At 39.6% G+C, this 12,576-nt stretch carries 8 protein-coding genes; 5 read left to right on the top strand and 3 right to left on the bottom strand.

Annotated features, from left to right (window positions below):
* Window positions 1-5: 5 nt before the first annotated feature.
* Together rpsG and rpsL are read right to left on the bottom strand one after the other, a co-directional pair.
* Window positions 6-482 (bottom strand): 30S ribosomal protein S7, encoded by a 477-nt coding sequence (gene rpsG, locus G3I01_RS07680; protein WP_108172297.1) that lies wholly within the window; start codon window positions 480-482, stop codon window positions 6-8.
* 23 nt (window positions 483-505) lie between these two features.
* On the bottom strand, window positions 506-880 hold the full coding sequence (rpsL, locus tag G3I01_RS07675; RefSeq protein WP_010230128.1) for a 30S ribosomal protein S12: 375 nt from the start codon (window positions 878-880) through the stop codon (window positions 506-508).
* 435 nt (window positions 881-1,315) lie between these two features.
* Here rpsL and G3I01_RS07670 point away from each other — a divergent pair, with 435 nt between their 5' ends.
* The 5 genes from G3I01_RS07670 (at window position 1,316) to G3I01_RS07650 (ending at window position 11,779) form a co-directional block, all read left to right on the top strand.
* Window positions 1,316-4,576 carry a SusC/RagA family TonB-linked outer membrane protein gene (locus tag G3I01_RS07670; RefSeq protein ID WP_219552506.1) on the top strand — a complete coding sequence of 1,087 codons (3,261 nt, stop codon included), beginning with the start codon at window positions 1,316-1,318 and terminating at the stop codon, window positions 4,574-4,576.
* Window positions 4,577-4,587: 11 nt separating this feature from the next.
* Window positions 4,588-6,051 carry a SusD/RagB family nutrient-binding outer membrane lipoprotein gene (locus tag G3I01_RS07665; protein ID WP_219552504.1) on the top strand — a complete coding sequence of 488 codons (1,464 nt, stop codon included), beginning with the start codon at window positions 4,588-4,590 and terminating at the stop codon, window positions 6,049-6,051.
* 101 nt (window positions 6,052-6,152) lie between these two features.
* Window positions 6,153-6,887, top strand: a complete 735-nt coding sequence (gene rlmB / locus G3I01_RS07660; RefSeq protein ID WP_219552502.1) for a 23S rRNA (guanosine(2251)-2'-O)-methyltransferase RlmB — start codon at window positions 6,153-6,155, stop codon at window positions 6,885-6,887.
* A gap of 296 nt (window positions 6,888-7,183) precedes the next feature.
* Window positions 7,184-10,399 carry a SusC/RagA family TonB-linked outer membrane protein gene (locus G3I01_RS07655; protein ID WP_219552500.1) on the top strand — a complete coding sequence of 1,072 codons (3,216 nt, stop codon included), beginning with the start codon at window positions 7,184-7,186 and terminating at the stop codon, window positions 10,397-10,399.
* A 6-nt stretch (window positions 10,400-10,405) separates the two neighbouring features.
* A complete protein-coding gene (locus G3I01_RS07650) occupies window positions 10,406-11,779 on the top strand; it encodes a SusD/RagB family nutrient-binding outer membrane lipoprotein (protein ID WP_219552498.1) in 1,374 nt (457 codons plus the stop codon).
* Between the two features lie 38 nt (window positions 11,780-11,817).
* Here the strand turns inward: G3I01_RS07650 and G3I01_RS07645 are convergent, their stop codons facing one another.
* Window positions 11,818-12,552: a rhomboid family intramembrane serine protease gene (locus G3I01_RS07645; protein ID WP_219552496.1), complete on the bottom strand. Its 735-nt coding sequence runs from the start codon at window positions 12,550-12,552 to the stop codon at window positions 11,818-11,820.
* Window positions 12,553-12,576: the final 24 nt, after the last annotated feature.

The raw sequence follows: 12,576 nt of genomic DNA, 5'->3' as shown, positions 1-12,576 counted from the left end.
TTGTTTTAGAATCTAAAGTGAGAGAATGCTTTGTTAGCTTCAGCCATCTTATGAGTATCTACTCTTTTCTTAACAGCAGCTCCTTCTTCTTTCGCAGCAGCAAGAACTTCAGCAGCTAATTTAGCAGCCATAGATTTCTCGTTTCTCTTACGTGCGAAGCTAATTAACCACTTCATAGCAGTAGATACCTTACGGTCTGGTCTTATCTGCATTGGGATTTGAAAAGTTGCACCTCCAACACGTCTACTTCTCACTTCTACGTGAGGCATAACGTTAGAAAGAGCGTCTTTCCAGATCTCTAATCCAGATTTCTCTTCGTCTTGTTTCTTTTCTTCCACGATCGCGATAGCGTCATAGAAAATTTTAAAGGCAACCGATTTCTTACCATCCCACATCATCATGTTCACAAAACGTGTCACAAGCTGATCGTTAAATTTTGGATCCGGTAAAAGAGGTCGTTTTTTCGCCTGTCTTTTTCTCATTTCTTTACATTAAAAGTTTTTAATTACTTCTTAGGGCGTTTAGCTCCGTACTTAGATCTACGCTGAGTTCTACCTTCTACACCGGCAGTATCTAGCGCACCACGAACAATGTGATATCTAACACCAGGCAAATCTTTTACCCTTCCACCTCTAACCAATACTATCGAGTGCTCTTGTAGATTGTGTCCTTCTCCCGGAATGTAGGCATTCACCTCTTTTCCGTTAGTCAACCTTACCCTTGCTACTTTTCTCATAGCAGAGTTTGGTTTCTTAGGAGTTGTTGTGTACACACGTGTACAAACACCTCTCCTTTGAGGGCACGAATCCAAAGCAGCCGATTTACTCTTCTTGGTTATTTTGGCTCTTCCTTTTCGTACTAATTGTGAAATTGTTGGCATAATTTCCTATACACTAATTATTAATAAAATTTACTCCCCTGTTTTTTTAGGGTCTGCAAAGGTAGAAATAAATAATTATTATTCAAACCTTAGTTTATTAATTTTCAAGTTTTTCGGAAATTAAGTTTAATAAAGGATAAGAATGACTCAAAATCTTGTTTGACTTTCTACCTGGCTCCTAAATATTCATTCTCCTCCAAAATGCCAAAAGCTCAGTAGAAATTTAGCTATTCAATAAAATCTGCAGAGAAGAAAAGGCGCTTTTACTGATTAAGCAATTATCGAAAGCCCCTTTTAGCAAGTTTTCAATTTACTTGCAATTTTCAGGATTATTAACGAGACTTTAATAATAAGACTAATTTTTAATTCCAAAAGCTTGTTTAATTAACCATTTATTAGCACATTTGGCGCTGGCTAATTCAAACAAATTTAAAAATGAAAACAAAGTTTAGTAGTATTTTAACGCTATTACTGGCGTTTGTGGTGCAAATGACCTTTGCACAAGAACGAACGATTACCGGTACAGTGACAGACTCTGACGGTCTTCCGCTACCCGGTGTTAACATCGTTGTAAAAGGCACCTCTAATGGTGCACAAACCGATTTTGATGGAAATTATTCCATCACTGCGCAACAAGGAGACGTATTAGTTTTCTCTTTCGTGGGTCTAAAAACTGCTGAGTATGCAGTAAGTAACAATGACAACATTGATGTTGTAATGGAAGCTGATTCAGCTCAATTAGAAGAAGTTGTTGTTACCGCCCTAGGTATTAAGAGAGAAAAGAAGTCACTTGGTTATGCAACCCAAGAAGTTGCAGGGGAAGCTGTTTCAGATAACCCTTCTCAAAACTTCGTAAACGCTCTATCTGGTAAGGTAGCCGGTCTTAACATTAAGCAATCCGGTACTATGGGTGGATCTACTAACGTAGTAATTCGTGGTAACTCTTCTTTAACTGGTAACAACCAGGCACTTTTCGTAATTGATGGTACTCCAGTAAGTAACCTTAACACTAACGACTCTGATCAGTTAACTGGTCGTGGTGGTTATGACTACGGTAACGCTGCTTCGGATATCAACCCGAACGACATTGCCTCTATCAACGTACTTAAAGGTGCTGCCGCAACTGCATTATATGGTGCAAGAGCTGCTAACGGTGCGATCATCATCGAAACTAAAAAAGGTTCTAAGAGTAAAGGAATTGGAGTATCTGTACAGTCTTCTATCACTGTAAGTAATCCAGACATGAAAACTCTTCCTGAATACCAGAAACAATATGGTGCTGGTTATGGTGCTTATTACGAGTCTGAAGATGGTTACTTCAACCTTTATGATATCGACGGAGATGGTAACTTAGATGAAGCTACTCCATTTACTGAAGATGCATCTTTCGGTGCTGCCTTCGATCCTAACAGAATGATCTATCAGTGGAACTCTATTTATCCACAATTAGATACATACCAACAAGCTACGCCTTGGACTGCAGGAGAAAATGACCCTAACACAATCTGGGAAACTGGTTATACTTCTATCAACTCGGTAGCTTTAGACGGTGGAACAGACAAGAGTACTTTCAGAATAAGTGGAACTCACCTGAACCAACAAGGTAACTTACCTAACTCATTGATAAAGAGAAACACTCTTAAATTCAGTGGTTCTCACGAATTCACTGACAAATTCAGTGCTCAAGCAAACATCACTTATACTAAGACTGATGGTAAAGGACGTTACGGAACTGGATATAGTTCATTGAACGTAATGCAACAGTTCAGACAATGGTTCCAAACCAACGTTGACTTCCAGGAGCAAAGAAGAGCTTATTTCGCAACAGGAGAGAACATCACCTGGAACCCGAACAGTCCTTCTGATCTTTCTCCTATCTATTCTGATAACCCGTACTTTACTTTTTACGAAAACTTTCAGACAGATACTCGTAACAGATATTTCGGTAACGTAAACCTTAATTACGAATTTAACGATGTATTCAGCCTTCTAGGTAGATTTACATTTGATACTTTTGATGAATTACAGGAAGAAAGAATTAACGTAGGTAGTTCTGATGTAGCAAAATATAGCCGTTTCAATAACAGAGCTGCAGAATACAACTACGATCTTATCCTTAACTTCAACAAAGACGTTACTGAAGATCTTAACGTAGATGGTAACCTTGGTTTCAACTTAAGAAGAAACGAACAAAACAGCATTTACGCTCAAACAAACGGTGGATTAAACGCTCCTGGTTTCTATGCATTAAGCAACAGTGCCAGCCCGATCAATCCTCCAACAGAATACGAAATGGTAAGAATGCTTGATGGTATCTATGCCAGAGCAGGTGTAGGGTATTTAAATACTTATTACCTGGAAGGAACTATCCGTAGAGACCGTTCTTCTACTCTTCCTATCGAAGACAACAATAACGTATTCTATTATCCTTCTATCTCTTCAAGTGTTATCCTATCGAACATTATCGATGGAGACTGGTTATCTTTTGCTAAATTAAGAGCTAACTATGCTGAAGTAGGTAACGATACAGATCCTTACAATGTATTTAATACATATACAATTTTCGCACCATTTGGTGGAGCAGGTGTAGCTAGTAACAACAGTAGCTTAAACAACCCAGCATTGAAGCCAGAGCGTATGAAGTCTTACGAATTTGGTTTAGAGGCTAACTTCTTCGACAGAAGAGTAGGTTTTGATGTATCTTACTACAACTCTCAAACTGAAGATCAGATTACTCCAGTACCAGTTTCTACTGCTACAGGATTTACATCTAAACTCCTTAACGCAGGTACTATCGAAAACAAGGGTATTGAAGTTTCTTTAAACCTTAACCCAATTAGAACTGAAGATTTCAACTGGAACATTAACGTGAACTGGGCGAAAAACGAGAACACAGTTCTTGAATTAACAGATGGTATTGACAACCTACAGTTGGCGAGTGTACAAGGTGGTATCTCTATCAACGCTGCACCAGGACAACCTTATGGAGCGATTAGAGGTACAGATTACGTATATGATGACCAGGGTAACAGATTAATTACTTCTGCTGGTTACTACCAAAGAACTCCTAACGCTAACTATATCATTGGTAACATTCAGCCAGATTGGACTGGTGGTGTTCAGAACACTTTCGCATACAAGAATCTATCTTTAGGATTCCTTATCGATGTTCAGAAAGGTGGAGATCTTTTCTCTCTTGACCAGTGGTACGGTACCGCAACAGGTATTTACCAAAGCAGTGTAGGAACTAACGAACTTGGTAACCCAATTAGAAACACTATCGAAAATGGTGGTGGTGTGATCCTTGACGGTGTACAGGGTGATGTTACTTTCAATCCTGACGGAACTTATGAAGTAACTAACACTTCTCCTAACACTACAAGAGCTAGAACAGATTACTTCGGTAACCCTTACGGTTATGCAAGAAATGCAAACAAAGGTCATGTATATGACGCTGGTTATGTTAAATTGAGAGAAGCTAACATTACCTATAACTTTGGAGATAAATTCATTGACGCTACTCCATTTACAAGAGCTTCTATCTCTTTAATTGGACGTAACCTATGGATCATCGACAAGAACATTCCTTACTCTGATCCAGAAGCAGGTCTAAGTTCTGGTAACATCCAGGGATATCAGTCTGGTGCTTACCCAACTATGAGAGAAATAGGTGCTAGTCTTAAATTTAACTTTTAATAAAATTAACTATGAAAAAATATATTGTTGCTATAACAGCACTCGTGGTACTTTGGTCTTGCCAAAGCGACGAGAAGTATGAGGACCTTAATAGGGATCCGAAAAACCCTACTGAAGTAGCTTCTGACTTTTTGTTCACAGCAGCTACGGTAAGTATAGGAGATTATACAGCCAGTCCTAACGTGAACAGAACGTTGTACAGGTTCTTAGCCCAGTATTTCACAGCTACGACTTATCTTGATGAGCCTAACTATGATTTCACTGCAAGACAGAACCCAGATGCAGTATGGTCTGAATTTTACAGAGATGTGATCTTTGACCTTCAGAATGCTAAGGAGATTGTAATGGAGGACACTGAATTAGACCAGTCTGAAAAAGACGCTAGATTAGGTCAAATAGAAGTGGTAGAAGTATATGCTTGGCACGTATTGGTAGACTCTTTCGGGGATATACCTTACACTCAGGCAGTACAGGCAGAAGAGTTTCCTCTTCCAGAATATGATGACGATAGCGCTATTTACGCTGATCTAATTTCAAGACTAGATGCTGTAACTGCTATGCTAAATGCAGGACAGGGTTACACAACTGCTGACGTTATTTACGGAGGTGATATGGATGCTTGGGTAAAATTTGCAAACTCTCTTAAACTTAGAATGGGTCTAAGATTACAGGATGTAAATGCAAGTCTTGCACAAAGTGCTGTTGAATCAGCTATCGCTGGAGGAGTTTTCACTTCAAACGATGATATCGCTGCAATTCAATACCAGAGCACTACTCCTAACACTAACCCACTATGGGAAGATCTAGTACAGAGTGGTCGTTCAGATTTCTTGGCTGCAAACACATTGGTTGATTATATGAACCAGTTTGAGGATCCAAGAAGAATGGCTTATTTTGATGATAACGTTGAAGGATATATTGGTGGTATCTATGGTGCTAGTAACAACTACGGTTCTTACTCTCACATTGGTGATCAATTTTTAGATCCAACAAGAGAAGGTCTTTTAATTGATTATGCTGAAGTTGAATTCAACCTGGCTAACGCTGCAGAACTAGGTTATGCCGGTGCTGGAGATGCTGAGACTCATTACAATGATGCAATTACTGCTTCTATTACGTACTGGGGACTTTCAGCTGACGAAGCTGCTGCTTACCTTTCTCAGCCAGAGGTTGCATATGATGGTTCAACAGAACAACTTGCAACTCAGTACTGGATCGCCATGTATGACAACCCATTCCAGGGATGGTCTGTTTGGAGATTATATGATGAGCCAGCACTTAGAATTCCACAGGAATACTGTAATCTAGTACCTTACAGATATACATATCCTGTAGATGAGCAAAACCTTAACAACGCCAATTACATCGATGCATCGACTGCAATTGGAGGTGATAATACTCAAAACCCAATTTTCTGGGATACTACTACTCCAGATCAGTCAACTTACGTTGGTTGCTTGGACGAAGAAGAATAAATTGATCTTTGATTAATTTGATTAAACCACCCTTAACCGGGTGGTTTTTTTATTTATAAAAAGCCGAAGAGAGAAATATTATTAATGTTAACTTTGCCGCTATGAAAGAAACTACTCGAATTTTTGGAATTAGAACAGTAATCGAAGCCATCGAAAGCGGTAAGGCAATAGAAAAGATCTTTATTCAGAAAGGCCTTTCCGGCTCGTTATTCCAGGAATTAAACCGTTACCTAAACAAGGGTAATTTCACCGTTTCATATGTTCCTGTTGAAAAACTAAACAAACTTATTAAGGGTAATCATCAGGGGGTCGTTGCAAATATCTCCCCGGTGAGTTTTGTAAGTTTGGAGAAACTTGTTGAAGATTCTCATAATTTAACCACTACTCCACTCTTTCTATTACTAGATGGCCTAACAGATGTAAGAAATTTCGGAGCTATTATAAGGACTGCAGAATGCTGCGGAGTAACTGGAATTATCATTCCAGAAAAAGGTTCTGCGCCAATCAACGCAGATGCGGTTAAAACATCTGCTGGTGCCGTTTTCAAAATTCCGATCTGCAAGGTAAATCATATAAAGGATGCTATTTTCCATTTACAGACCTACGATATCAAAACTGTTGCGGCCACAGAGAAAACCGATGATGTTATTTACGATCTATATCTAAAACAACCTATTGCCATCATCATGGGTAATGAGGAAAAAGGTGTTTCTAACTCAATACTGAAATCAGCAGATTTTAGAGCCAAATTACCAATGCTTGGCAGCATAGCATCACTTAATGTATCTGTCGCTTGTGGTGCATTTTTATACGAAGTGGTAAGGCAAAGATTATAACACTGTTCAAGTGACAGAGATTTTATAGATACTGACTAAATTAGGTTAACAATTGTTTAGGCATCGTGACTAATAAAGTTTGATTTACGAGCTGAAAATAATCCATTTCCTACAAATATCTGATAATCCATTTTTGAACTAGGATTTTCAAGACTCTTTCGATTCATCATATTTTATTAGCTATTCACCTCACTATTAAATACATACAGATCATTTCTGCGCTATTTTAACACAATTCCGGTAAATCATTAACATTTTTTAGACAATTTTATGTGTTAAACATAAATTAATCAAAAATGGAAAAAAAATTACCACGCATTACCATGGTATTGTTTTTTATCCTCTTTAGCCTTAGTTCTTACGGCCAGGAAAAAACAATTAGTGGTACTGTTACCGGTGAAGACGGCTTACCTCTTCCAGGCGTGAATGTCATCATCAAGGATTCATACACCGGTACGCAAACAGATTTCGACGGTAAGTATTCGATCAACGCAAATGAGGGAGATATATTGGTTTTCTCATTTGTTGGAAAAGAGACTCAGGAGGTCCCCGTAGGCAATCAGACTACAATTGATGTTAACCTGGGACCAGATTCAGCCGAATTAGAAGAAGTAGTGATAACCGCTCAGGGAATTAGAGCAAAACCTCGTTCATTGAGTTATGCACTGGAATCTGTCGAGGCAGATGATGTTCAGAAATCACGTGAAACCAACCTTGTTTCGGCATTAAGCTCAAAAGCGTCTGGTGTTCAAGTAACATCATCTTCTGGATCAGTAGGAGCTTCGGCCAATATCAGGGTTCGTGGGAATACTTCTATAACCAGGTCTAATTCCCCTCTTTTTGTAGTGGATGGAGTTCCAATAGACAACTCTTCATTTTCAGAAGATCCAACACAAACAAACAACAACTCCAGTCTGGGAGGTAGTGATTTCTCGAACAGAGCGATAGATATTAACTCGAATGATATCGCCTCTATTTCTATCCTTAAGGGTATAGCAGCTCAAACGTTATATGGTTTACGCGCGGCAAATGGAGTTGTTTTAATTACTACTAAAAAAGGAAAAGCCGGTAAGACCAGGGTTTCTCTTAACACCACTACTTCATTTGCTGAATACAATAAAGTTCCCGAAACTCAGGAACTATATGCTCAGGGTAGGCATTTTGAAGGTGAATTGCAGTACCAGGGACCTGAGACTTTGGAAGGAGATTCCTGGGGTCCGCTTATCTCTGACCTTGAATTTGATGGTGCAACAGACTACCCATTTGACAGAAATGGACGCCTGGTACCTGAAGGTACTGGTAATGGCATGCCAGCCAGGGCCTATGACCGATATGGATTTTTCAGGACAGGAATTACAACTGACATTAGCTTAGGAATAAGCGGGGGAACGGAGAAAGTGAATTACCGGGCCTCTATAGGTAAATTGAATCAGCAGGGGATTTCTCCAAATGAATTATTTGAACGAAAAACTTTCAGGGTAGACCTCAGGGCAGATCTTACAGATAACCTAACCCTGGATGGTTCTGCCCAGTACACCAACTCCGGCGGTAACAGGGTGCAAAGAGGTTCTAACATTTCAGGAGTAATGTTAGGTCTTCTTCGTAATACACCCACCTTCGATATGGGTAATGGCAAAGAAGGACAGGCTGCTGCCGATGATCCCGACTCATATTTCTACAATATTCCTGGTTCTGAATTACCCGGACATAGAAGTTACAGGGACGGTATTTATAACAGCCCCTACTTTGCGGTGGCTAGAAATATTAACCTGGATGATGTTAACAGGACCATCGGTAAATTAGGTTTGACCTATGATATTACAGATTGGTTAAGCTTTAAGGGATCGGGTTCTATAGACAGATATACAGATACCCGAAAGATAGGCTTCGATATTCTTGATGCTTCTTTCGGTAACGGACGGGTTATAAACGATGTAATTGCAAACCAGGACGTGAACTGGAGTGGTATTTTTAATGCTCTTTATAACTTCAATGATAAACTTGGAGTAGATGCCAACATAGGTTATGATGGATACTACAACAAAACCAACCGTCAAACCGTAATTGGTGACGGGATGACCATACCTGGATTCTTCAACCTTTCTAACGTAAGCACTACCCAGGCGCAGGAACTTTCTACAAGGAGGGAGCTTATTGGTGTTTTCGCAACTGCAACTTTGAGTTATGATAATATGATCTTCATAACACCTTCCTTTAGAAACGACTGGTCTTCTACCCTACCTGTAGGCGACAACACTTTCCAATCCTATTCTATTGGAGGTAGTTTTGTATTTACAGAGCTTATGGATAGTGATGTTCTTAATTATGGTAAGATACGTGGTGCATGGGGTAGCGCCGGTAACGATGCTCCGGTTTATGCGACTATCACAAATTTTGGAGGAACCTCGGTTAGTGGGGATGGCTTTATACAAAGTGTTACTTTTCCTGCCTATGACGCAACCTCATTTGAGAGATCATCAAGAGCAGGTAATCCTACATTAACACCTGAAAAAACCACAGAATTTGAAGTTGGTATTGAACTCTCGATGTTCGAAAGCAGACTGAAGTTTGATTTTGCTTACTACGATAAGGAAACCGAAGACCAGATCATCTTTGTTGATGCTGCGCCTTCTTCCGGTTTTGTGGACAGGTATGCGAACGTAGGTTTGGTAACAAACACCGGTTATGAAGTAAGCTTAAGTGGAACACCTATAAGAACAGAAGATTTTGAATGGAACATAAGTGCAAACTGGACTACTTATGAAAATGTCGTTGAAGAATTGGTCGAAGGCGTTGAATCTGTAACATTAAACGGATTCTCAGGCACTAGCTCTCGAGCCGTAGTAGGTGAATCCTATGGGGCTCTTTTTGGAGGACGATATGCCAGGAATGATGCAGGAGATATCTTAATTGACGACGACGGTTATCCACTACTGGCCGATACAGCCGGAGTGATAGGAGATCCTATCCCAGACTGGCTTGCTGGAATTAGCAACCAGTTTACATATAAAAATATTGCGTTATCATTCCTGATAGACATTCGTCAGGGAGGTGATATCTGGTGTGGAACGTGTGGTATTCTGGACTATTTCGGGATTTCAGACGAAACATTGCTAAGAGATCAAACCACAGTTTTTGAAGGTGTCGTGCAGTCTACAGGGCAGCCTAACACCCAGGTGGTACCATATTCAGATGTATCTATCAGCGAAAACAATAACTATTGGAGAAGATATGGTTTTGGGGATGTTGATGAAGGAAATGTTTATGATGGTTCCTGGGTGAGACTCAGAGAAGTAACATTAACCTATTCCCTTCCAGAGAAATTATTTGAAAATTCTTTCATTGAAGGAATTTCATTTTCAGCATTTGGCAGAAACCTCTGGTTAGAAACAGATTATCCCGGTGTAGACCCCGAAACAAACCTTACTGGAGATAGTAACGGTCTGGGACTGGACTATTTTAACCAGCCCAATACAAAAAGTTACGGTTTAAACGTTCAATTAAATTTTTAGAAAAACATGAAAACTATAAAAATATTACTCTGGATAGCATTGATCGGTTTTTCTACTTCTTGTGAAATTACCGATGCGAATATAGACCCAGATAATCCGTCATCAGAATTGGTAAATGCAGGCGCCATTTATCCGGGTATGATTGCTCAAACGCATAGAAACTCTGTCGCTTTGGGCGGCCGTATCGCTGGTATTCTTGTTCAACATTTTGATGGGTTAGATGCTCAGCAGATAGCATATGATCAATATAATATTGGTGAAGATGATGTTGATGATCTATGGGATTTTGGACTTTATGGAGCAGGCTCTATGAAAGATGCCTTTGTTATTATTCGAAATAATGAAGGAGAAATTAGCGCTTTAGCTAAGTTATATATGGCAGCAAATTTAGGTGTCGCCACTAGTTCATGGGGCGATATTCCCTATACTGATGCTTTTGTAGGAGATGAAGGAAATTTAAATCCAACCTATGATACTCAGGAGTCGATCTATGCAGAGATCCAGTCACTATTAACTCAAGCTATAGATGAAGGTGTAGCTGCCGGAATTGGCGAATTTGCCGGTGCTGGAAGTACTGATAATATCGACTGGGAAGGAGTTGCTCACGCGCTGAAGGCCCGATATTATCTTCATTTAACCTCTGTAAACGGGGTTTCTGCAGCTCAAAATGCGCTTACTGAAGTTCAGCAAGCATTTTCAAGCACTGCGGAACAACCTGATTTTATTTACAGTACTCCGGCTCAAAATGCAAACCCGTTTTACCTGTTTAACAATGACAGGCCCAGTACTTTAGGAATTTCAGAAGTTTTAGTGAACGAAATGACAAGTCAGGATGATCCAAGATTACCTAAATATACTTCAGATGGTGTCGATTTTGCCGGTGTGGAAGGATTATTCTGGGGACAGGCAGATTCACCAACACCATTAATTTCATATTGGGAAGTAAAATTCATTGAAGCAGAAGCTATAGTAAGAACTGGAGGATCTGATGCAGATGCGGAAGCTGCACTTAAAGAAGCCGTAACTGCAAATATGGAATATGTAGGCGTAGAAGGAAGCGAAATCAGTGCATATGTTAACGGTCTCTCATTATCTGGCTCAGAAGAAGAAAAGATCCGGACGATTATTAATGAAAAGTGGGTTGCTCTATATGGAAATGCACCATTAGAGTCCTGGGTTGACCACAGGAGAACTGGTTATCCGGAATTAACACCTAATCCAGACGCAGTTCCCAATGTTAATCCATCGGGCATCATCCCTAGAAGATTCCTTTATCCAATTTCTGAACGCCAGGCTAATTTGGAAAATTACAATGCAGCCATTCAGGCCCAGGGCGGGCATTTACTGGATGATGATATTTGGGCATTCCCAACAAACTAGACTCTGATCAAATAAAGAAAACCACCTTCGGGTGGTTTTTAATTATCTTTTTTCTTTTCTCTGTAAATATAATTATACTCTACATCATCAGCGTTTGATTCCTCTTCGGGTAAATTCTCTATGAAATTACCATTTTCATCAAAATGCTTCATAAAAGGATCGTCCTCTTCAGAATATTCAGGGTTCTCCCAATGATATTTTGGTGGTTCAACTATATTCTGTTTAAAAATCAAAGACAAACTGAAGCCGCTGATCAAACCTGCCAGATGTCCCTCCCATGAAATGGTTGGATCTATTGGCGTAACATACCATACCAATCCTCCGTAAATAAAAACCACAATAAGGGATAAGGCTACCAACCTGTAATATTTTGAAAATATTCCCTTGAAAAATAAAAAAGAGGCAAGTAAATAAATAATTCCACTGGCACCAATGTGGTTTGCCGGCCTGCCAATAAGCCATGTAAGTATTCCCGAAGCGACGAGACCAATGAGCAGAACCTTCCAGCTAATAGGTCTGTAAAAATAGAACAGGGCCAATGACAAAATAAAAAGCGGGATAGTATTATTGAAGAGATGTTCTATATCTGAATGTATAAAAGGAGAGAACAAAATCCCGCGTAGACCTACCAGTTCACCGGGCCTAACTCCATAACTGTTGAAACTAACACCAAACCTTACCTCAACCCAGAAAACAATCCAGATCAAAAGAACAAATAAAAGAGGATATCCTATGGTTCCACTAGTAAAAACAAAAGGGCCGGATGCTTTCAAACTTTCTTCAATTTTAATTAATAT

The sequence above is a fragment of the Gramella sp. MT6 genome, assembly GCF_019357415.1.
In the GTDB taxonomy this organism is placed as follows: Bacteria; Bacteroidota; Bacteroidia; order Flavobacteriales; family Flavobacteriaceae; genus Christiangramia.
Note: the sequence above shows the minus strand (reverse complement) of the source record. Positions and strands in the feature narration are given on the sequence as shown.

Bases quoted from the DNA above. Each gene is read 5' to 3' on its own strand.
- rpsG (WP_108172297.1), bottom strand. From the start codon at position 482: ATGAGAAAAAGACAGGCGAAAAAACGACCTCTTTTACCGGATCCAAAA.
- rpsL (WP_010230128.1), bottom strand. From the start codon at position 880: ATGCCAACAATTTCACAATTAGTACGAAAAGGAAGAGCCAAAATAACC.
- G3I01_RS07670 (WP_219552506.1), top strand. From the start codon at position 1,316: ATGAAAACAAAGTTTAGTAGTATTTTAACGCTATTACTGGCGTTTGTG.
- G3I01_RS07665 (WP_219552504.1), top strand. From the start codon at position 4,588: ATGAAAAAATATATTGTTGCTATAACAGCACTCGTGGTACTTTGGTCT.
- rlmB (WP_219552502.1), top strand. From the start codon at position 6,153: ATGAAAGAAACTACTCGAATTTTTGGAATTAGAACAGTAATCGAAGCC.
- G3I01_RS07655 (WP_219552500.1), top strand. From the start codon at position 7,184: ATGGAAAAAAAATTACCACGCATTACCATGGTATTGTTTTTTATCCTC.
- G3I01_RS07650 (WP_219552498.1), top strand. From the start codon at position 10,406: ATGAAAACTATAAAAATATTACTCTGGATAGCATTGATCGGTTTTTCT.